We start from the raw sequence: 20,925 nt of genomic DNA, 5'->3' as shown, positions 1-20,925 counted from the left end.
AAATGCCGTTTTACTCGGCGTGTGTACTTCGCTGACCGCACTCGCATGCGGGCCTTATTATTCAATCAACTGTGTGTGTTCGGCGCCATCGCCTTGACGGCGCCACTGGCGATCAACTCGGCCAGCTCAGCGACGTCCAGCAACGCGCACATGTGTTCAATCACGGTGCCCGCCAACCACGGCCGTTGGCCCCGGTGGCTGCGCCATTTGATTTCATTTGGGTCCAGGCGCAACGAGCGGCTGACTTGATGCACCGCCAGCCCCCACTCGTAGCCCTGCACCGAGATCACGTATTGCAAGCCCTGGCGAAAGTCATCGCGGTAACGGTCGGGCATGACCCAACGCGCGGTGTCCAGCACCTTGAGGTTGCCGGCTTGGCTTGGAAGGATGCCGAGGAACCACTCCGGTTGCCCGAACAGTGGCGTCAGCTCCTGGCCTTCCAGCGAATAGATCGAACCCAGGCACACCAGCGGCACCGCCAGGGTCAACCCGGCGACGTCGAACAGCAGGCATTCGAACGGCTCGGCGGCCCACGACGGTCGGCCATCACCGGTCACCGGCGGCGGCGTGATGCTCGGTGGCAGATGGACTTCCACCACAGGCTCGACCACAACAGGCGCCACAACAACCGGCGCAACCGGCACAACAACCGGCACGACGTGCGCATCGCGGGCTTGTTCTTCGAGCACCGCCAACTGGAATTCATCCAGCGCGCTTTCGGGCTCTACGACGGCAGGTTCAAGTACCAGAATCGGTTCCGGCAGCTCCTCCTCGGTCGCGTCCTGCAGCAACGCATCCAGGTAGGATTCCAGTGCCAGTTGCGGCCGGGTCTTGAGTTGAACGGGACGGTTCATCACGCCACCTGCGCCACAAGTTGCTGCGACAGCAAATGCTTGAGCAACGCACGGTAGGCCAGCACACCACGGCTTTTGCCGTCGAACTGCGAAGGCGTGAGGCCCGCGCGGCTGGCGTCACGCAGGCGCGTGTCCACCGGAATATAGCCATTCCAGATGGTCTCGGGGTAAGCGTCACGCAACACACGTAAAGTGCCGAGAGACGCCTGGGTCCGACGGTCGAATAGGGTGGGCACGATGCTGAACGGCAGCGCCTGTTTGCGCGAACGGTTGATCATCGCCAAGGTGCTGACCATGCGTTCCAGGCCTTTGACCGCCAGGTGCTCGGTCTGCACCGGGATCACCAGTTGCTGGCTGGCCGCCAAGGCGTTGACCATCAGCACGCCGAGCAACGGCGGGCTGTCGATGATGGCGTAGTCGAAGTCCTGCCACAGCTGCGCCAGGGTCTTGGCGATCACCAAGCCCAAGCCGCTCTGCCCCGGCGACTGGCGCTCAAGGGTGGCCAGCGCGGTGCTGGACGGCAGCAGGGAAATGCTTTCGTTACTGGTGGGCAGCAGCAGTTGCCCAGGCAGGTCGGCAGGCACGCTGCCCTTGTGCAGAAACAGGTCGTAGCAGCTGTGCTCCAGCGCATCAGGGTCGTAGCCGAAATAGCTGGTCATCGAGCCATGCGGGTCGAGGTCGACCACGACCACACGCTTGCCCGCCTCAGCCAGCAAGCCGGCTAAGGCGATGGAGGTGGTGGTCTTGCCGACCCCACCCTTTTGATTGGCAACTGCCCAGACTCTCATTCGGTTGATTCCTCCCGGTGGGCTAAAGCGCGACCGAGACAATGCATAAAGTTATTGAGCCGGTGACGGAGAATTGACGGCACTCTGACGAACCGACGGCTTAACGGTTGGCGGTGCAGTTTGTGTGCCAGCCCGCTTCAAGGCCGCATCCGGTGTTGCATTAGCGGTGCCGGTACCGGTCAGGCTGCGGCGAACATCTAGGTTGCGCGACACCACCAGCACCACGCGACGGTTACGCGCGCGGCCTTCCGCCGTGGCGTTATTGGCCACCGGCTGGAACTCACCATAGCCCACCGACGCCAACCGGCCAGGGTTCACGCCCTGCATCGCAAGCATGCGCACGATGCTCGCGGCACGTGCCGACGACAGCTCCCAGTTGGTCGGGTACTGCGCGGTGGCAATCGGAAAATTATCGGTAAAGCCTTCGACGTGGATAGGGTTTTCAAACGGTTTGAGGATCGCCGCCACCTTATCGATGATGGTGAACGCTTGGTCGCTCGGCATCGCGTCGGCGCTGGCGAACAGCAGGCTGGAGTTAAGCTCGATCTCCACCCACAACTCATTGCCGCGCACGGTCATCTGGTTCGATTTGATCAGGTCGCCAAACGCGGCACTGATGTCGTCGGCGATGCTTTTCAGAGGGTCGCTGGTGCCACCGATGCCAGCGGCGGTTTCATCGCTGTCGTAGACCAGCGGCTTGGCCGGAGTCACGGTCTTGGGTCGTTCTTCGCCGATTGGAATCGGCTTGAGGGCACGGTCGGTGTCGTTGAACACGCCGACCAGCGCCTGGGAAATGACTTTGTACTTGCCTTCATTGATCGATGAGATGGAGTACATCACCACGAAAAACGCGAACAGCAAGGTAATGAAGTCGGCGTAGGACACCAGCCAGCGTTCATGGTTGACGTGTTCTTCAGGCTCGCGGCGGCGACGGCTCACACTCAATCCCTCCCATCAATCCATGAAGCCCTGGAGCTTCAATTCGATGGAGCGCGGGTTCTCACCCTCGGCAATCGACAACAGGCCTTCCAGCAACATTTCGCGGTAACGCGACTGGCGCATGGCAATCGACTTGAGCTTGCTGGCCACCGGCAACAACACCAGGTTGGCACTCGCCACGCCGTAAATGGTGGCGACAAACGCCACGGCAATCCCGCTGCCCAACTGCGACGGGTCGGCCAGGTTACCCATCACGTGGATCAGGCCCATCACCGCACCGATAATGCCGATGGTCGGCGCGTAGCCGCCCATGCTTTCAAAGACTTTGGCGGCGTTGATGTCGCGGCTTTCCTGGGTGAGAAAGTCCACTTCCAGGATGCTGCGAATCGCTTCCGGCTCGGCGCCGTCCACCAGCAACTGCAGACCTTTGCGCGCGTAGCTGTCGGGCTCGGCATCGGCCACGCCTTCCAGGCCCAGCAGGCCTTCCTTGCGCGCGGTGAGGCTCCAATTGACCACGCGATCGATGCCACCGGGCAGGTCGACGCGCGGCGGGAAGATAATCCAGATCAGGATCTGCATCGCACGTTTGAACGAGCTCATCGGCGATTGCAACAACGCTGCGCCCACCGTGCCGCCAATCACGATCAATGCCGCCGGGCCGTTGGCCAAGGCGCCAAGGTGGCCGCCTTCAAGGTAGTTGCCGCCGATAATCGCGACAAACGCCATGGTGATGCCAATCAGGCTCAAGACATCCATCAGAGGCAGGCCTCCACCAGATGCTTGCCGATGTCGTCCAGGCTGTAGACGGCGTCGGCCAGGTCAGCCTTGACGATGGCCATGGGCATGCCATAGATCACGCAGCTGGCTTCGTCCTGGGCCCAAATCGCGCTGCCGCCCTGCTTGAGCAGGCGTGCGCCTTCACGGCCGTCGGCGCCCATGCCGGTGAGCACCACCGCCAGAACTTTGTCGCCGTAGGACTTGGCTGCCGAACCGAAGGTGATGTCCACGCACGGCTTGTAGTTCAAACGCTCGTCGCCCGGCAGGATTTTAATCGCACCACGGCCATCCACCATCATCTGCTTGCCGCCCGGGGCCAGCAACGCCAGGCCAGGACGCAGGATGTCGCCATCCTCGGCTTCCTTGACGCTGATGCGGCACAGTTTGTCCAAACGCTCGGCAAATGCCTTGGTGAACGCAGCCGGCATGTGTTGGATCAACACGATCGGCGCCGGGAAGTTGGCTGGCAGCTGGGTCAACACCCGCTGCAAGGCAACCGGGCCGCCCGTGGACGTACCGATGGCCACCAGCTTGTAGGCTTTGCGCTTGGGTGCAGGCGAATGCGCAGCTGCACGCGCAGGAGCGGCGGCCGGACGCGCAACCGGCGCAGGTGCCGGGCGACCAAAGGTGCTCGGGGCTGCGGGCGGCGGCGTAACCGGTGCAGGCGCCGGCGCACTGAACAGGCTGCGACGGTTACTGCGCGAAATGCTGTGCACCTTCTCGCACAGCATCTGCTTGACCTTCTCGGGGTTGCGCGAGATATCTTCGAAATTCTTCGGCAGGAAGTCCACCGCACCCGCATCCAGCGCATCCAGGGTGACCCGGGCGCCTTCATGAGTGAGCGAGGAGAACATCAACACCGGCGTAGGGCAGCGCTGCATGATGTGTCGAACTGCCGTGATGCCATCCATCATCGGCATCTCGTAGTCCATGGTGATCACGTCCGGCTTCAGCGCAATGGCTTGATCAATCGCCTCTTTGCCGTTAGTGGCCGTGCCGACCACCTGGATCGTTGGATCGGCGGAAAGAATTTCCGAGACGCGGCGGCGGAAGAAACCCGAATCGTCCACCACCAGGACCTTGACTGCCATAAACACTCCGTTAGGCGGGGCGGGCAATACCGCCCTGCCCCACCAGAATCAAATACGCCGTGCGGCGTAACGCTTGAGCATGCTCGGAACATCAAGAATCAGCGCGATCCGACCGTCACCGGTAATGGTCGCACCCGACATGCCCGGGGTTCCCTGCAGCATTTTGCCCAAAGGCTTGATGACCACTTCTTCCTGGCCCACCAACTGATCGACGACAAAGCCGATGCGCTGGGTGCCCACGGACAAGATCACCACATGGCCTTCGTGCTGCTCTTCATGTTTGGCCGATGCCACCAGCCAGCGCTTGAGGTAGAACAGTGGCAACGCCTTGTCGCGCACAATCACCACTTCCTGGCCGTCCACCACGTTGGTGCGTGACAGGTCGAGGTGGAAGATCTCGTTGACGTTGACCAGCGGGAAGGCGAACGCCTGGTTGCCCAGCATCACCATCAGGGTCGGCATGATCGCCAAGGTCAACGGCACCTTGATGACGATTTTCGAGCCCTGGCCCTTGGTCGAGTAAATATTGATCGAGCCGTTGAGCTGGCTGATCTTGGTCTTCACCACGTCCATGCCCACACCACGGCCGGACACGTCGGAAATCTCGGTCTTGGTCGAGAAGCCCGGGGCGAAGATCAGGTTGTAGCACTCGGTGTCGGTCAGGCGGTCGGCGGCGTCTTTGTCCATCACGCCACGCTTGACCGCGATATTGCGCAGAATCGCCGGGTCCATGCCTTTGCCGTCATCGGTGATCGACAGCAGGATATGGTCGCCTTCTTGCTCGGCCGCCAGAATCACCTTGCCGTTGCGGGACTTGCCCGAGGCTTCGCGTTCTTCCGGGGTTTCCACGCCGTGGTCAACGGCGTTGCGCACCAAGTGGACCAGCGGGTCGGCCAGGGCCTCGACAAGGTTTTTGTCGAGGTCGGTTTCTTCACCCACCAGTTCCAGGTTGATTTCTTTCTTGAGCTGGCGTGCCAGGTCGCGAACCAGACGTGGGAAGCGGCCGAAGACTTTCTTGATCGGCTGCATCCGCGTTTTCATCACCGCGGTCTGCAAGTCAGCGGTGACCACGTCGAGGTTCGACACAGCCTTTTGCATGGCTTCATCGCCGCTGTTCAAGCCCAAGCGCACCAGACGGTTACGCACCAGCACCAGCTCGCCGACCATGTTCATGATGTCGTCCAGGCGCGCGGTATCAACGCGCACGGTGGTTTCGGCTTCACTGGCAGGCTTGTCGGCCACCGGCGCCGCCGCAGCTCGCGCAGGTGCCGGGGCGGCTGCAGGGGCTGGAGCGGGTTTGGCGGCAGCCGGGATGGCGGCCGGTGCGGGTTTCGCCGCTACCGGGGCGGCAGTCGCCGCAGCGGCCGGGGCCACTTCGGTGAACTTGCCTTTGCCGTGCAAATCATCCAACAGGGCTTCGAACTCGTGATCAGAGATCAGCCCGTCGCCCGCTGGTGCCGCACTGGCAGGTGCTGCACCGGCGACTGGGGCTGCGGCGGTCGCGGCAACTTGCGGCAAGGCTTCAGCGACAAACGTGCCTTTGCCATGCAGTTGGTCGAGCAACGCTTCGAATTCGTCGTCGGTAATGTCGTTGCTGGCCGGGGCCGCCGGCGCTTTCGACTCGGCGGCGGGTGCCACCACGTCAGCGGCGAACTGGCCTTTGCCATGCAACTGGTCGAGCAGGGATTCGAACTCTGCGTCGGTGATGTCTTCGCTGGTCGGCGTTGCGGGCGCAGCAGGCGCTTGCGGCGCCTCAGCCTCGGCCTTCACCGCACTGAGGGAGTTGAGCAACTGCTCGAACTCGCTGTCGGTCACATCCGCTTCCGGCTCAGCAACCGCAGCAGGCGCTGCTTCCACCACCGGCGCAGCCGGGGTGGCGGCAGGTTCTGCCAGGCGCGCCAGGGCGGCCAGCAGTTCCGGCGTGGCCGCTGTGATCGGGGCACGTTCGCGCACTTCGCTGAACATGCCGTTGACCGCATCCAATGCTTCCAGAATCACGTCCATCAGTTCCGAGTCGACGTGGCGCTCACCCTTACGCAGGATGTCGAACACGTTCTCGGCGATGTGACAGCACTCCACCAGCTCATGGAGCTGGAGGAAGCCGGCGCCCCCTTTTACAGTGTGAAAACCGCGAAAAATTGCATTGAGCAGGTTCGCATCATCCGGTCGACTTTCCAGCTCGACCAGTTGTTCGGACAGTTGCTCTAAAATTTCGCCGGCCTCTACAAGGAAATCCTGAAGGATTTCTTCATCGGCGCCGAAGCTCATGTGGGTGCTCCTTAGAAGCCTAAACTGGATAACAGGTCATCTACGTCATCCTGACCTGACATAACGTCTTCACGTTTATCGGCATGAATCTGCGGACCTTCACCCTTGGCGAGATGTTTTTGTGGATCTTTTTCCGAGAGGATCGCTTCGCGGTCATGTTCGATGCCGGCAAAACGATCAACTTGGCCGGCCATGAGCACCAATTTGAGCAGGTTGCTTTCCACTTCGGTGACCAGTTGGGTCACGCGTTTGATCACCTGACCGGTGAGGTCCTGGTAATCCTGGGCCAGCAGAATGTCATTGAGGTTGCTGGCAACCGTACGGTTGTCCTGCTCGCTGCGCGACAAAAAGCCGTCGACCCGACGCGCCAAATCACGAAACTCTTCGGCCCCCACTTCGCGACGCATGAAGCGGCCCCAGTCAACGCTCAGGGCTTGTGCTTCGGTGGTCATGCCATTGACCAAGGGCGTTGCGTTTTCCACCAGGTCCATGGTGCGGTTGGCCGCCGCCTCTGTCAGCCTGACCACATAGGACAGGCGTTCGGTGGCATCGGTAATTTGCGAAATTTCTTCGGCCTGGGGCATGTGCGGGTCAATCTGAAAATTGACGATCGCACTGTGCAGCTCGCGTGTGAGCTTGCCCACTTCCTGGTACAGGCCGCGGTCACGGGTCTGGTTAAGCTCATGGATTAACTGCACCGCGTCGCCGAACTGGCCTTTTTCAAGGCTTTCAACCAACTGGTGAGCATGCTTTTTCAGGGTCGACTCAAAGTCTCCCTGTGACGTTTCTTTATGCTCCATAGCTCCCCCGTGGCAGCATCAATGACCGATGCGTTCGAAGATTTTTTCGATCTTCTCTTTCAAGGCCTGTGCAGTGAATGGCTTGACCACGTAGCCGTTTACCCCAGCTTGGGCGGCTTCGATGATCTGTTCACGCTTGGCTTCGGCGGTCACCATCAACACAGGCAGGCTGCGCAGTTTTTCATCGGCGCGCACGTGGCGCAGCAAGTCGATGCCGGTCATGCCCGGCATGTTCCAGTCGGTTACCAGAAAGTCAATGCTCCCGCTGTTGAGGATCGGAATCGCCGTAATGCCGTCATCCGCCTCGACCGTGTTAGTGAACCCAAGGTCACGCAACAGGTTTTTTATGATCCGCCGCATCGTTGAGAAGTCATCAACGATGAGGATTTTCATGTTCTTGTCCAATTCGACCTCCAAGCAGTCTTAAACGCGCCCAGCACCTGGACGCGCCATTTCAATCAACAGGCGTTACACAAAAAGGACTGCCCAGGGCACCACGCAACGAACCCGCGAAAGCATGCAGCCTTCGCGGTAGCGTCTGCAGTGTCCCCACACTGCCTGTCAGCGCGTGCGCCACTCTCCCAATCGCCCCCGCAAGCGGGCTGCGCACTGGCTGTGCAACTGGCTGACACGCGATTCGCTGACCCCCAGGACCTCACCGATTTCCTTGAGGTTCAGCTCTTCGTCGTAGTACAGCGACAACACCAGTCGCTCACGCTCCGGCAAATTGGCAATCGCGTCCGCCAACGCCCCCTGGAAACGTTCGTCTTCCAGGTCGCGCGACGGCTCCAGATGTGCACTCGCGCCATCCTCGTGCAGCCCTTCGTGTTCGCCGTCCTGCAACAGGTCGTCGAAACTGAACAGGCGGCTGCCCAAGGTATCGTTCAAAATCCCGTAGTAATCGTCGAGACTCAATTGGAGTTCGGCCGCAACTTCATGATCTTTAGCGTCACGACCGGTTTTTGCTTCAATTGAGCGAATTGCGTCACTGACCATTCGCGTGTTGCGGTGTACCGAACGCGGCGCCCAATCCCCTTTACGCACCTCATCGAGCATCGCGCCACGTATACGAATACCCGCATACGTCTCGAAACTCGCGCCTTTGCTCGCGTCGTATTTGGTCGACACTTCGAGCAAACCAATCATGCCGGCCTGGATGAGGTCTTCGACCTGCACGCTGGCGGGCAGGCGTGCCAGCAAGTGGTAGGCAATGCGCTTGACCAGCGGCGCATAGCGCTCGATCAACTCGCCCTGGCTGTCACGTGCCGACTTTTTGTAAAGGTTGTAGCCGCTGGCTGTCATAGCACCGGTCCTGCGCTCGTCTGATGCACCAATCGCTCGACGAAAAACTCCAGATGCCCCCGAGGGTTAGCGGGCAACGGCCAAGTATCGACCTTCTGAGCAATAGCCTTGAACGCCAATGCGCATTTGGAACGAGGGAACGCTTCGTAGACTGCACGCTGCTTTTGCACAGCCTTGCGTACACACTCGTCATAGGGAACTGCGCCCACGTATTGTAGGGCGACATCGAGGAAGCGATCCGTGACCTTGGTCAACTTGGCGAACAGGTTTCGCCCTTCTTGCGGGCTTTGGGCCATGTTGGCCAACACGCGAAAGCGATTCATGCCGTAGTCACGGTTAAGCAATTTGATCAGGGCGTAGGCGTCGGTGATCGACGTAGGTTCGTCGCAGACCACCAGCAACACTTCTTGCGCGGCGCGCACAAAGCTGACCACCGACTCGCCGATCCCGGCGGCGGTGTCGATCACCAGCACGTCGAGGTTGTCGCCGATATCGCTGAACGCCTGGATCAGGCCGGCATGCTGCGCCGGGCTCAGGTGCACCATGCTCTGGGTGCCCGAGGCGGCCGGCACGATACGAATGCCACCGGGGCCCTGCAGCAGCACATCGCGCAGCTCGCAGCGGCCTTCGATCACATCGGCAAGGGTATGTTTGGGTGTCAGCCCCAGCAGAACGTCGACGTTCGCCAGGCCCAGGTCAGCATCCAGCAGCATGACGCGACGGCCAAGCTCTGCCAGGGCCAGGGACAAATTCACTGACACGTTAGTTTTCCCGACGCCACCTTTGCCGCCGGTCACCGCGATCACCTGTACGGGATGCATGCTGCCCATTTTATTTCTTTACCTTGTCTTGCTTAGACGCAGGCTACATGGCTTGGCCGCGTGAATCGCTTGCAGACCATCGATGTAGGTACATTTCACGGTGTTCATCCCGCCTCAACCGACCCGTTTTGCCGGGTGGTGGTAAAGGTCGGCGAACATATCGGCCATCGCTTCCTCGCTAGGCTCTTCTTGCATTTGCACGCTGACAGCACGGCTGACCAACTGATGACGGCGCGGCAGATGCAGATCATCCGGAATCCGCGGCCCGTCGGTCAGGTAAGCAACCGGTAATTCATGACTGATAGCCAGGCTCAGCACTTCGCCCAGGCTCGCGGTTTCGTCGAGCTTGGTGAGGATGCAACCGGCCAGGCCGCAGCGCTTGTAGCTGTGGTAGGCAGCGGTAAGAACCTGTTTCTGGCTGGTGGTTGCAAGCACCAGGTAATTCTTCGACTTGATGCCACGCCCGGCCAGGCTTTCCAGCTGCATGCGCAGCGCCGGGTCGCTGGCTTGCAGGCCGGCGGTGTCGATCAGCACCACGCGCTTGCGCAGCAGCGGGTCGAGGGCGTTGGCCAGGGACTGGCCCGGGTCGACGTGGGTCACCGACACATTGAGGATGCGGCCCAGGGTCTTGAGCTGCTCCTGGGCGCCGATGCGGTAGCTGTCCATGCTCACCAGCGCGATGTTCTGCGCGCCGTACTTGAGCACATAACGCGCCGCCAGCTTGGCCAGGGTGGTGGTCTTGCCCATGCCGGCAGGGCCGACCATGGCAATCACACCGCCCTCTTCCAGGGGTTCGATTTCCGGGGTGACGATCATGCGCGCCAAGTGCGCCAGCAACATGCGCCAGGCTTGGCGCGGCTCCTCGACCTCGGCGGTGAGCGCCAGCAAGTCACGGGACAACGGGCCGGACAGGCCGATCCGTTGCAGGCGACGCCACAGGTTAGCCTGTTGCGGCTTACTGCCTTGCAACTGGTTCCACGCCAAGGAGCCCAACTGTACTTCGAGCAGCTCACGCAGGCCATTGAGTTCAAAACGCATCGAATCAAACACGCGTTGGTCGACTGCGGCGGCCGGTGCCGGCGCTGCAGGACGTGGCGGCTCTTTGAATGTTGGTTCCACCAGCGGCTCGGAAGCAGTAAGCGGCAGGCCGGCGAACAGCTGGCGATTGGTGGTGGCGTCGCTGTCGCCACGCATGCTCAGCTCAGCCTGGGCCGAGACAATGCGCGAGGCGGTCTTGCGCAACTCGTCTTCGAGTTCCATGTTCGGCACGCGCGGCGCCAGCGCCGAGGGCGTGTAATCCAGGGCAGCCGTCAGCTCGACACCGCCGGCAATACGACGGTTACCGATAATCGCGGCATCGGCGCCCAGCTCATCACGTACCAGTTTCATGGCCTGACGCATATCGGCGGCGAAAAAACGCTTAACTTGCATATCCCACTACCTCAGCCGTTGGGCCCTACTGTCGCGACGATAGTCACTTGCTTGTTGTCAGGAATTTCCTGATAAGCCAAAACGTGCAAATTCGGCACTGCCAGGCGTCCAAACCGCGACAACATCGCGCGGACCGGGCCTGCCACCAGCAGAATCACTGGGTGGCCCTGCATTTCCTGGCGCTGAGCGGCTTCGATCAACGAACGCTGCAGCTTTTCAGCCATGCTTGGCTCCAGCAGAACGCCTTCTTCCTGGCCTTGTCCGGCCTTCTGAATACTATTGAGCAATATCTGTTCCAACCTTGGCTCCAAGGTGATCACAGGCAGCTCAGACTCAACCCCTACAATGCTTTGCACGATTGCGCGGGACAACCCGACGCGCACCGCCGCCACCAGCGCGGCAGTATCTTGACTCTTAGCGGCATTGTTAGCGATGGCCTCGGCAATGCTGCGAATGTCGCGTACCGGCACCTGTTCGGCGAGCAACGCCTGCAACACCTTGAGCAATTGCGACAGCGACAACACACCCGGCACCAGCTCTTCGGCCAATTTTGGCGAGGCTTTGGCCAGCAAACCCATCAATTGCTGGACTTCCTCATGGCCGATCAGCTCGTGGGAGTGCTTGTACAGAATCTGGTTAAGGTGGGTGGCGACCACCGTGCTGGCGTCGACCACGGTGTACCCCAGCGATTGCGCCTGGCTGCGCTGGCTGACTTCGATCCACACCGCTTCCAGGCCAAAAGCCGGATCTTTGGCGGTGATGCCGTTGAGCGTGCCGAAGACTTGACCGGGGTTGATCGCCAGTTCGCGGTCGGGGTAAATCTCGGCTTCGGCGAGGATCACGCCCATCAGGGTCAGGCGGTAGGCGCTGGGTGCCAGGTCGAGGTTGTCGCGGATATGCACGGTGGGCATCAAGAAGCCCAGGTCTTGGGACAGTTTCTTACGCACGCCCTTGATCCGCGCGAGCAATTGCCCACCTTGGTTGCGGTCCACCAGCGGAATCAGGCGGTAGCCGACTTCCAGGCCGATCATGTCGATCGGGGTTACGTCGTCCCAGCCCAGCTCCTTGGTTTCCTGGGTGCGGGCCGGGGATGGCAGCAACTCCTGCTGACGCGCGACCTCCTGCAAGGCTTGAACCTTGACGGCGTTTTGCTTTTTCCAGAACAGGTAGGCGCCGCCACCGGCCAGGGCCGCCATGGTCAGGAATGATACGTGGGGCATGCCCGGCACGATGCCCATGATCGCCATGATGCCGGCCGCCACGGCCAGGGCCTTGGGCGATGCGAACATCTGCCGGCTGATCTGCTTGCCCATGTCTTCGGAGCCCGAAGCACGGGTGACCATGATGGCCGCCGCTGTGGATAACAACAGTGATGGCAATTGCGCCACTAAACCGTCACCGATGGTCAGTAAGGCGTACACCCTGCCCGCATCGCCGAAGGTCATGCCGTGTTGGAAGATGCCGACGGCTATCCCGCCGATCAAGTTGATGAACAGAATCAACAGACCGGCGATGGCATCACCGCGTACGAATTTGCTGGCACCGTCCATGGAGCCGTAGAACTCGGCTTCCTGGGCGACTTCCAGGCGACGGGATTTGGCTTGGTTCTGGTCGATCAGGCCGGCGTTGAGGTCGGCGTCGATCGCCATTTGCTTGCCGGGCATGGCGTCGAGGGTAAACCGCGCGCTCACCTCAGAAATCCGCCCGGCGCCCTTGGTCACCACCACGAAGTTGATGATCATCAGGATCGCAAACACCACGATACCGACCACGTAGTTACCGCCGATCACCACCTCACCGAAGGCCTGGATCACCTTACCGGCGGCGGCGTGGCCGTCCTGGCCGTGGAGCATGACCACCCGCGTGGACGCCACGTTCAGCGCCAGGCGCAGCAGGGTCGCAATCAGCAAAATGGTCGGGAACACCGCGAAATCCAACGGCCGCAGGGCGTAGACGCAGACCAGCAGCACGACGACAGACAGGGCAATGTTGAAGGTGAAAAACACGTCGAGCAGGAACGGCGGCATCGGCAACATCATCATTGCCAGCATCACCAGCAACAACAACGGCACACCCAGGTTGCCCCGCGACAAGTCAGTCAGGGTGCCACGGGCCGTGTTGAGCATTTGAGAGCGATCTACCACCGGTATTCCTCGTGTTCCTTGAAGCAAAGTTTTGACGCTGTGAGGCGTCCTGGAAGCGGTATTGCAAGAAGCCTTCCAACTTTGGATTCAGGCCGACGATCGTCGCGTGGGAACCGATTCAAGGGTGGGAGCTGGCTTGCCTGCGATTGCGGTGTGCCAGTCACCTCAAGGGCCAGCCATGAGTCAGTCATCGCAGGCAAGCCAGCTCCCACATTTGGATCTGTGTACATCTGCTGCCATTGAGGAAATTTCCGACAGGGTTTTAAGGTTGCCCCTAGGAAACTCGCTCTCTAGTCTCCGTACACCGCTGCAACCGCAGCGGCCGGGCGTCGCGGCCCGGTTTACTACGGAGCAAAAGCACCATCTCCCTTTCAGTAAGCGGTTTTTTATCGTCTACTGTGCGGCGCTATGGCGGCTGTGCGCGGGATACCTTCGGGTATGCCGGGTTGCTCCTTGACCGGTCCGCGAACCTGCGTACAGCTGCCACCCTCCATTGCGTCGCGGCGATCAGTGGCGGCTCCACTTTCGTAAGGAGCTTCACTATGATCAAACCCACCCCAAATCCCCCGCCCACCGTACTCTTCACCCTCATCGACAACATCAGCAGCGAAGACCTGCTGGTCAACCTCACCGAAACCCTGGCGTCCGCCCACGCCCTGACCTGCGACTTCGCCTTTGACCTGGAAGGCACACAGCGAGAAGGCGCGCTGGGCATTGCGCAGTTGATTGAAGTGAGGCGATTGTTGGCTGAGCGATTGCTGGATGACAGGGAGCCGTCACGCGAGGCCCAACCGGGCAAACTCTAGGTAGGATCAACAGACTGATCGTTCCCACGCGGGAGCGTGGAAATGATCATAGAGCCTTCACATTCTCGGCCTGCAGCCCTTTTGGCCCCTGGGAAGTGTCGAACTCTACCTCTTGTTGCTCTTCCAACGTTTTGAACCCAGCCGCTGTGATTGCCGAATAATGGACGAAAACATCCGGGCTCCCATCGTTAGGCGTAATAAAACCAAAGCCCTTTTCCGCGTTAAACCACTTCACTTTGCCTTTTGCCATTGCCGTTCTCCTGACTTCGCGTTCGAGACCCCGTACGCACGTCGCTAAATAATCTTGATATGGAACGCGAAGATGCCCGCGGGCCGATGAATCCTCGCGAATTGCACGCGCTGGCCATTTTTCAGCCAACGCTCACCCGAACTCCTCAGATCTACACGCACGGGCTCTTCGCCGCTATCCAGTGCAATCCAACCTTCCCCGGTTTTTTGGCTATACGACTTGATCGTGCCCGTCACCGCTTCCATCACCGCTCCCTCTGCATCTCATAACGACTTGTGCGCAGTGTGTGCTGTCATGGAACCGCAGGAAGGCGTCGCTGGCTACTGTCAAAGTTGACAGGTAGACGAGTGTTAGCGGCGGGTGGTAGAGGCTTCCTGTGGCGAGCGGGCTTGCCCCGCGCTGGGCTGCGAAGCGGCCCTAAAACCTGAAGGTGTGGTTTGCCTGAAGGAATGCGGTGGTCCTATTGGGGCTGCTTCGCAGCCCAACGCGGGGCAAGCCCGCGCGCCACAACAGGCCCGCTCGCCACAGGAACTGCGCTCGCGGTTTTGAGCGTCGCCGGATCAGACCTCGGATGATTTTTTTCGCTGACGAGATTTTCGCGCCTTGGGCGGCGCCAGCAACTCATCGACTGCGCTGCATTTATTGCCCGCCGACTCAACGGGCACCGCATTGCCATCGCGGTCCTGGGCGATAAAACCAATGCCCTTGACTGCGTCAAACCACCTGACCGTACCCCTGTCCATGACCGCTCTCCCGAGCCGCGCATAAAGGCGCGCCTCGCCGCTCTATCAAGCAGTGAAGGCCGTGCAATGGGTACTGTCAAAGTTACCAGGTAAGGCCAGACTTTAGACAAATGGTAGGGGCAAACCCTGGGTATCCCGCTGGCTGTTATGCCCCCATCGCGGGCAAGCCCTGCGCCCGAAGGGGAATGCGCTCAAGGGTGGGAGCCGGGCGTGCCCGCGATAGCGTTGGCGCAGGATGGCTCAGGAATCGCGACGTAAATCCGGCGGAATCGGCAGGTCTTTCAGTGGGTCAGGCCGCTTGCCCTTGCCCGCGCGGTATTGGCGGATCTGATAGACGTACGCCAACACCTGCGCCACCGCCAAGTACAACCCGGCAGGAATTTCCTGGTCCAGGTCAGTGGAATAGAAGATCGACCGCGCCAGCTCCGGAGACTCCAGCAACAGAATGTCGTTTGCCACGGCAATTTCGCGGATTTTCAGCGCGGTAAAGTCGCTGCCCTTAGCCAGCAACATCGGCGCGCCGCCCTTCTCCGGGTCGTACTTGAGCGCCACGGCGTAGTGGGTCGGGTTGGTGATGACCACGTCGGCGTCCGGCACCGCCGCCATCATCTTGCGCTGGGACATTTCCCGCTGCAGTTGGCGAATGCGTTGCTTGACCTCCGGGCGGCCCTCTTGGTCCTTGTGCTCATCGCGCACTTCCTGCTTGGTCATCAGCAGCTTCTTGTGGCTCTCCCACAGCTGGATCGGCGCATCCACAGCGGCAATCAGGATCAGCCCGAGGGCCATCCACAGCGCACTCCAGCCCACCACTTGCACGCTATGAATGATTGCTGACTCCAGCGGCTCATGAGCGATGCGCAGCAGGTCGTCGATGTCGGAGGTCAGCACCACCATGGCCACAAACAGAATCAGGATGAATTTGGCCAGCGCCTTGAGCAATTCCATCAGGGCCTTGGCCGAAAACATGCGCTTGAGGCCGGCGCCCGGGTTCATACGGCTGAATTTGGGCGCCATGCTACCCGCAGCAAACAGCCAGCCGCCAAGGGCGACCGGGCCGATCAGCGCCGCCAGCAGTAAGGTGATCAGGATCGGCTGTACCGCCAGGAGCGCTATTTTCCCCGAATGCAGCAGGTATTGACCCATGGCGTCGGGGTTGAGCAACACCTCACGCGGCAAGGCGAAGTTGTGTTTCATCAACTCCATCAGGTCCAGCGCCAGACCACCGCCATAAATCAGCAAGGCACCGGCACCGGCCATCATGGTCGCGAAGGTATTGAGTTCTTTAGAGCGCGCAATCTCGCCCTTTTCCCTGGAGTCCTTTTTACGTTTCTCCGTGGGGTCTTCTGTTTTGTCCTGACCACTCTCGCTCTCGGCCATGGCTTAGCGCGCCCGTGCCAGATCACGTAAGAACTGCAAGGCGTCGGTCGCCAGCGGTTGATACTGATTGAGAATGTCAGCCAAGCCGACCCAGAAAATCCCCATGCCCAACACCAGGGTCAACGGGAAACCAATCGAAAAAATGTTCAGCTGCGGCGCCGCACGGGTCATCACCCCGAACGCGATATTGACCACCAGCAGCGCGGTGATCGCCGGCAGCACCAGCAACAATGAGGCGCCCATGACCCAACTGAGACGCCCTACCAGTTCCCAGAAATGACTGACCACCAACCCTGAGCCGACCGGCAAGGTGGTGAAGCTTTCGGTCATCACCTCGAACGCCACCAAGTGGCCGTTCATGGCCAGGAACAGCAAGGTCACCAGCATGGTCAGGAATTGCCCGATCACCGCCGCCGACACGCCGTTGGTGGGGTCGACCATAGAGGCGAAGCCCATGCCCATCTGCACCGAGATGATTTGCCCGGCAATCACAAACGCCTGGAAGAACAACGTCAGCGAGAAGCCCAACAGCGCGCCGATCAGGATCTGCTCGGCAATCAGCAGCAATGCACTCAAGTCCAGGGCGTTCACCGGCGGCATCGGCGGCAGTCCGGGCACGATCACCACGGTAATCGCGAAGGCGAAATACAAGCGAATGCGCCGTGGCACCAAGGTTGTACCGAACACCGGCATGGTCATCAGCACCGCCGTGACGCGGAACATCGGCAGGATGAAAGACGCCACCCAGGTACTGATCTGGGTGTCGGTCAACGCCAACAAAGACTGCATCGGCTCAGCCGATCAACTGCGGAATACTGCCGTACAGCTGCAGGATGTATTCCATAAAGGTTTGCACCAGCCACGGGCCAGCGACAATAAGAGTGATCAGCATCACCAGCAAACGCGGAAGGAAGCTCAAGGTCTGTTCGTTGATCTGGGTGGCGGCCTGGAACATCGCCACCAGCAGGCCGACCAACAGGCTCGGCACCACCAGCACGGCGACCATCATGGTGGTCAGCCACAGCGCTTCACGGAACAGGTCGACGGCTACTTCGGGAGTCATGGCGCTACACTCCGCCGAAACTGCTGGCCAGCGTGCCGATAATCAGCGCCCAGCCGTCCACCAGCACAAACAGCATGATCTTGAACGGCAGCGAAATAATCAGCGGCGACAGCATCATCATACCCATGGCCATCAGCACGCTCGCCACCACCAAGTCGATGATCAGGAACGGGATGAAGATCATGAAGCCGATCTGGAACGCGGTCTTCAATTCGGAGGTGACAAACGCCGGCACCAGGATGGTCAGCGGCGCCTGATCCGGGGTGGCGATGTCGGTGCGCTTGGACAGGCGCATAAACAGCTCAAGGTCGCTGGAACGGGTCTGCGACAGCATGAAGTCCTTGATCGGGCCTTGGGCCTTGTCGATCGCGTCCTGGGCGCTGAGTTTCTCGGCCAGGTACGGTTGCAGGGCTTGCTGGTTCACCTTATCGAACACCGGCGCCATGATGAACAGCGTCAAAAACAAGGCCATGCCAGTCAGGATCTGGTTCGACGGCGTCTGCTGCAGGCCCAAAGCCTGACGCAGAATCGAGAACACGATGATGATCCGCGTAAAGCTGGTCATCAGCATGACAAACGCCGGGATAAAACTCAGCGCGGTCATGATCAGCAGGATCTGCAGACTGACCGAGTATTCCTGAGCGCCGGCAGCGTTGGTACCCAGCGTGATCGCCGGGATCGACAACGGGTCGGCCGCAAACGCCAACGGCGCGGCCAGCAACAGCATGAGCGTCAATAAAACGCGCATTACTTCTTATCCTTCTGATCCTTGCCCAGCAATTCCATCAGGCGCTGAGCGAATTCTGGCGTGGCACCCTCGGTCTTGGCCACCTCCACCGGCGACTTGAGCACGTGCAGCGGGGTGATGCGGCCGGGCGTGATACCCAGCAGAATCTGTTCCTCACCGACTTGCACCAGCACCAGCCGATCACGCGGGCCAAGGGCACGCGAACCGATCATCTCGATGACCTGGCCATCGCCCGGGCCGATGCGCTGCACGCGGCGCATCAACCAGGCCAGCACGAAAATCAACCCGACCACCAGCAACAGCCCCAGCACCAGCTGGGTCAGTTGCCCGCCGATGCCACTGCTGACGACAGGCGCCGCAGCCGTCGCTTGCGCAATCGGCTCAGCCGCCAGGGCGCTCAATGGCAGCGCCAGAAAAAGTCCCGCCATCGAATACTTCATATCAGCGCAGCTTCTTGATGCGTTCGCTCGGGCTGATCACGTCCGTCAGGCGGATGCCGAACTTCTCGTTGACCACCACCACCTCACCATGGGCGATCAGCGTGCCGTTGACCAGCACGTCCAACGGCTCACCCGCCAGGCGATCCAGCTCGATCACCGAGCCTTGGTTGAGCTGCAACAGGTTGCGGATGTTGATGTCGGTGCTGCCCACTTCCATGGAAATCGACACCGGAATGTCGAGGATCACATCCAGGTTCGGGCCGTCGAGGGACACCGGGTCGTTGTTCTTCGGCACGCTGCCGAATTCTTCCATCGGCATGCGGTTACCGGCCGGCGCGGTGGCGGCATCGGCGGCCAACAGCGCGTCAATATCGTCTTGGCCGACATCGCCGGTTTCTTCCAGGGCCGCAGCCCATTCGTCAGCCAGGGCCTGGTCTTCGGCGGAAGTATTTTCGTGTTCGGTAGCCATTACATGTCCTCGGCGAAGCAGCTTTCATAAATAGGGGTGCAACAGTAGCGGCGTTTCAGCGACGGTTAATCGGTTCGATCACTTGCAACGCCAGGTTGCCTTTGTGCGAACCCAGCTTGACCTTGAACGACGGCACGCCGCTGGCACGCATGATCAGTTCTTCCGGCAACTCGACGGGAATGATGTCCCCCGGCTGCATATGCAAAATATCGCGCAAACGCAGCTGGCGACGGGCCACGGTGGCGCTCAGGGGTACGTCGACGTCGAGCAGGTCTTCGCGCAAGGCCTTGACCCAGCGTTCGTCCTGGTCGTCCAGGTCGGACTGGAAACCGGCGTCGAGCATCTCGCGCACCGGCTCGATCATCGAGTACGGCATGGTCACGTGCAGGTCGCCACCACCGCCATCGAGTTCGATGTGGAAGGTGGACACCACAATGGCTTCGCTGGGGCCAACGATGTTGGCCATGGCCGGGTTCACTTCCGAGTTGATGTACTCGAAATTGACTTCCATGATCGCCTGCCAGGCTTCCTTCAAGTCGATGAAGGCCTGCTCCAGCACCATGCGCACCACCCGCAACTCGGTGGGGGTGAATTCACGGCCTTCGATCTTGGCGTGACGGCCGTCGCCGCCGAAGAAGTTGTCCACCAGCTTGAACACCAGCTTGGCGTCGAGGATGAACAGCGCGGTGCCGCGCAACGGCTTGATCTTGACCAGGTTGAGGCTGGTGGGCACGTACAGCGAGTGCACGTACTCGCCGAACTTCATCACCTGCACACCGCCCACCGCCACGTCCGCCGAGCGGCGCAGCATGTTGAACATGCTGATACGGGTGTAGCGGGCGAAACGTTCGTTGATCATCTCCAGCGTCGGCATGCGTCCACGGACGATGCGATCCTGGCTGGTCAGGTCATAACTTTTGACGCTGCCGGGCTCGGCAGCCATTTCGGTCTGTACCAGACCATCGTCGACACCATGCAACAGCGCGTCGATTTCATCCTGGGACAGCAGGTCTTGCACGGCCATGTCGTGATCCTACTGCAATACGAAGTTAGTGAAGAGCGCCTGCTCGACCACGACTTTGCCGAGCTCTTTCTGGGACACTTCCTGCACGCTGGCAGTGACCTTCTGGCGCAGCATTTCCTGGCCGACCGGGGTGGCCAGGCTGTCGAAGCTCTGCCCGGAGAACAGCATCACCAGGTTGTTGCGAATCACCGGCATGTGCACTTTGAGCGCATCCAGGTCCGCCTGGTTACGCGCCAGCAAGGTGATGCTCACCTGCAGGTAGCGTTGACGCCCATTTTGGTTGAAGTTGGCCACAAAGGCCGGAAGCATCGGCTCGAAGATTGCCGGTTGCTTGACGTTACTGGCGGTTTCGGCGGCGGGTGCCGGTTTGCTCGCGCTGCTGTGCATGATGTACCAGGTGCCGCCAACCGAGGCGCCGATGGCCAGGAGCAGGCCCAGCACAATCAACAGGATAAGCTTGAGCTTGCCCTTGCTTGCGGGTGGTGTTGCTGCGTCGTCGCTCTTCGCCATGCCAATAATCCGTCACTATTCGGGGATTCATAGATCTACGGAAAGGCAAGAGCAAGTGTTATGCCAGAGTTGTCTGGTAATTCGGGAAGAACGAACACTACAAAACAAATGTGGGGGCTGGCTTGCCTGCGATAGCGGTGGGTCAGTTGGAATTTCTGTGACTGATACACCGGTATCGCAGCATAGGTATCTACGCAACTTTTTGTGTTGCGCTAAGCTTTTGGCGGGGTTTTTAGGTAGATGTGAGTACATATCCGTTGCTGCGGTAACGGCGGCTATT

Annotated in this window: 24 protein-coding genes; 1 reads left to right on the top strand and 23 read right to left on the bottom strand. The window is 60.4% G+C overall.

Features of this window, described 5'->3' with window-relative positions; translation table 11 throughout:
• Positions 1-65: 65 nt before the first annotated feature.
• The 12 genes from ACI77I_RS20285 to flhA all read right to left on the bottom strand — a co-directional run bounded on the left by ACI77I_RS20285 (position 66) and on the right by flhA (position 13,197).
• Positions 66-854 (bottom strand): CheW domain-containing protein, encoded by a 789-nt coding sequence (locus ACI77I_RS20285; protein ID WP_406998266.1) that lies wholly within the window; start codon positions 852-854, stop codon positions 66-68.
• Positions 854-1,642 carry a ParA family protein gene (locus ACI77I_RS20280; protein WP_017134961.1) on the bottom strand — a complete coding sequence of 263 codons (789 nt, stop codon included), beginning with the start codon at positions 1,640-1,642 and terminating at the stop codon, positions 854-856. Before ACI77I_RS20280 ends, ACI77I_RS20285 begins: the two co-directional genes overlap by 1 nt.
• Positions 1,643-1,693: 51 nt before the next feature.
• Positions 1,694-2,581 (bottom strand): flagellar motor protein MotD, encoded by an 888-nt coding sequence (gene motD / locus ACI77I_RS20275; protein WP_406998265.1) that lies wholly within the window; start codon positions 2,579-2,581, stop codon positions 1,694-1,696.
• Positions 2,582-2,596: 15 nt separating this feature from the next.
• A complete protein-coding gene (locus ACI77I_RS20270) occupies positions 2,597-3,337 on the bottom strand; it encodes a flagellar motor protein (RefSeq protein ID WP_094950765.1) in 741 nt (246 codons plus the stop codon).
• A complete protein-coding gene (locus ACI77I_RS20265; RefSeq protein WP_094950764.1) occupies positions 3,337-4,449 on the bottom strand; it encodes a chemotaxis response regulator protein-glutamate methylesterase in 1,113 nt (370 codons plus the stop codon). The genes ACI77I_RS20270 and ACI77I_RS20265 overlap by 1 nt, the downstream gene beginning before the upstream one ends.
• Positions 4,450-4,497: 48 nt before the next feature.
• Positions 4,498-6,717 carry a chemotaxis protein CheA gene (locus tag ACI77I_RS20260; RefSeq protein ID WP_406998264.1) on the bottom strand — a complete coding sequence of 740 codons (2,220 nt, stop codon included), beginning with the start codon at positions 6,715-6,717 and terminating at the stop codon, positions 4,498-4,500.
• Between the two features lie 11 nt (positions 6,718-6,728).
• A complete protein-coding gene (locus tag ACI77I_RS20255; protein ID WP_094950762.1) occupies positions 6,729-7,517 on the bottom strand; it encodes a protein phosphatase CheZ in 789 nt (262 codons plus the stop codon).
• Positions 7,518-7,535: 18 nt separating this feature from the next.
• Complete coding sequence (locus ACI77I_RS20250) at positions 7,536-7,910, bottom strand: chemotaxis response regulator CheY (RefSeq protein WP_242151595.1); 375 nt, start codon at positions 7,908-7,910, stop codon at positions 7,536-7,538.
• 168 nt (positions 7,911-8,078) lie between these two features.
• Positions 8,079-8,819 (bottom strand): RNA polymerase sigma factor FliA, encoded by a 741-nt coding sequence (fliA, locus tag ACI77I_RS20245; protein WP_094950761.1) that lies wholly within the window; start codon positions 8,817-8,819, stop codon positions 8,079-8,081.
• A complete protein-coding gene (gene fleN, locus ACI77I_RS20240) occupies positions 8,816-9,649 on the bottom strand; it encodes a flagellar synthesis regulator FleN (RefSeq protein WP_003192912.1) in 834 nt (277 codons plus the stop codon). The genes fliA and fleN overlap by 4 nt, the downstream gene beginning before the upstream one ends.
• 105 nt (positions 9,650-9,754) lie before the next feature.
• Positions 9,755-11,071 carry a flagellar biosynthesis protein FlhF gene (gene flhF / locus ACI77I_RS20235; RefSeq protein WP_094950759.1) on the bottom strand — a complete coding sequence of 439 codons (1,317 nt, stop codon included), beginning with the start codon at positions 11,069-11,071 and terminating at the stop codon, positions 9,755-9,757.
• An 11-nt stretch (positions 11,072-11,082) separates the two neighbouring features.
• A complete protein-coding gene (gene flhA, locus ACI77I_RS20230) occupies positions 11,083-13,197 on the bottom strand; it encodes a flagellar biosynthesis protein FlhA (RefSeq protein WP_094950758.1) in 2,115 nt (704 codons plus the stop codon).
• A gap of 560 nt (positions 13,198-13,757) precedes the next feature.
• On the opposite strand from flhA, the gene ACI77I_RS20225 reads away from it, so the two are divergent.
• Positions 13,758-14,021 carry a DUF6124 family protein gene (locus ACI77I_RS20225; protein ID WP_406998263.1) on the top strand — a complete coding sequence of 88 codons (264 nt, stop codon included), beginning with the start codon at positions 13,758-13,760 and terminating at the stop codon, positions 14,019-14,021.
• Positions 14,022-14,067: 46 nt separating this feature from the next.
• Here the strand turns inward: ACI77I_RS20225 and ACI77I_RS20220 are convergent, their stop codons facing one another.
• The 11 genes from ACI77I_RS20220 to fliL all read right to left on the bottom strand — a co-directional run bounded on the left by ACI77I_RS20220 (position 14,068) and on the right by fliL (position 20,645).
• Positions 14,068-14,271 carry a cold-shock protein gene (locus ACI77I_RS20220; protein ID WP_406998262.1) on the bottom strand — a complete coding sequence of 68 codons (204 nt, stop codon included), beginning with the start codon at positions 14,269-14,271 and terminating at the stop codon, positions 14,068-14,070.
• 44 nt (positions 14,272-14,315) lie between these two features.
• Positions 14,316-14,516 carry a cold-shock protein gene (locus ACI77I_RS20215; protein ID WP_406998261.1) on the bottom strand — a complete coding sequence of 67 codons (201 nt, stop codon included), beginning with the start codon at positions 14,514-14,516 and terminating at the stop codon, positions 14,316-14,318.
• A 315-nt stretch (positions 14,517-14,831) separates the two neighbouring features.
• Positions 14,832-15,014: a cold-shock protein gene (locus tag ACI77I_RS20210; protein WP_094950754.1), complete on the bottom strand. Its 183-nt coding sequence runs from the start codon at positions 15,012-15,014 to the stop codon at positions 14,832-14,834.
• A 240-nt stretch (positions 15,015-15,254) separates the two neighbouring features.
• Entirely contained in the window at positions 15,255-16,391 is a 1,137-nt protein-coding gene (gene flhB / locus ACI77I_RS20205; RefSeq protein WP_094950753.1) for a flagellar biosynthesis protein FlhB, read from the bottom strand.
• A gap of 3 nt (positions 16,392-16,394) precedes the next feature.
• Entirely contained in the window at positions 16,395-17,180 is a 786-nt protein-coding gene (gene fliR / locus ACI77I_RS20200; RefSeq protein WP_094950752.1) for a flagellar biosynthetic protein FliR, read from the bottom strand.
• Between the two features lie 4 nt (positions 17,181-17,184).
• Entirely contained in the window at positions 17,185-17,454 is a 270-nt protein-coding gene (fliQ, locus tag ACI77I_RS20195; protein WP_003214552.1) for a flagellar biosynthesis protein FliQ, read from the bottom strand.
• Between the two features lie 4 nt (positions 17,455-17,458).
• Positions 17,459-18,202 carry a flagellar type III secretion system pore protein FliP gene (gene fliP, locus ACI77I_RS20190; protein WP_106576465.1) on the bottom strand — a complete coding sequence of 248 codons (744 nt, stop codon included), beginning with the start codon at positions 18,200-18,202 and terminating at the stop codon, positions 17,459-17,461.
• Positions 18,202-18,642 (bottom strand): flagellar biosynthetic protein FliO, encoded by a 441-nt coding sequence (gene fliO, locus ACI77I_RS20185; RefSeq protein ID WP_094950750.1) that lies wholly within the window; start codon positions 18,640-18,642, stop codon positions 18,202-18,204. Before fliO ends, fliP begins: the two co-directional genes overlap by 1 nt.
• A 1-nt stretch (position 18,643) precedes the next feature.
• Positions 18,644-19,111 (bottom strand): flagellar motor switch protein FliN, encoded by a 468-nt coding sequence (gene fliN / locus ACI77I_RS20180; protein ID WP_094950749.1) that lies wholly within the window; start codon positions 19,109-19,111, stop codon positions 18,644-18,646.
• Positions 19,112-19,166: 55 nt separating this feature from the next.
• A complete protein-coding gene (gene fliM, locus ACI77I_RS20175) occupies positions 19,167-20,135 on the bottom strand; it encodes a flagellar motor switch protein FliM (protein WP_094950748.1) in 969 nt (322 codons plus the stop codon).
• Positions 20,136-20,144: 9 nt separating this feature from the next.
• Complete coding sequence (gene fliL / locus ACI77I_RS20170) at positions 20,145-20,645, bottom strand: flagellar basal body-associated protein FliL (protein WP_094950747.1); 501 nt, start codon at positions 20,643-20,645, stop codon at positions 20,145-20,147.
• Between the last annotated feature and the right edge of the window lie 280 nt (positions 20,646-20,925).

Source organism: Pseudomonas sp. D47 (assembly GCF_045447305.1).
Taxonomy (GTDB): Bacteria; Pseudomonadota; Gammaproteobacteria; order Pseudomonadales; family Pseudomonadaceae; genus Aquipseudomonas.
The sequence above is the reverse complement of the archived record's forward strand: the minus strand, read 5'-3'. Positions and strand labels throughout refer to the sequence as shown.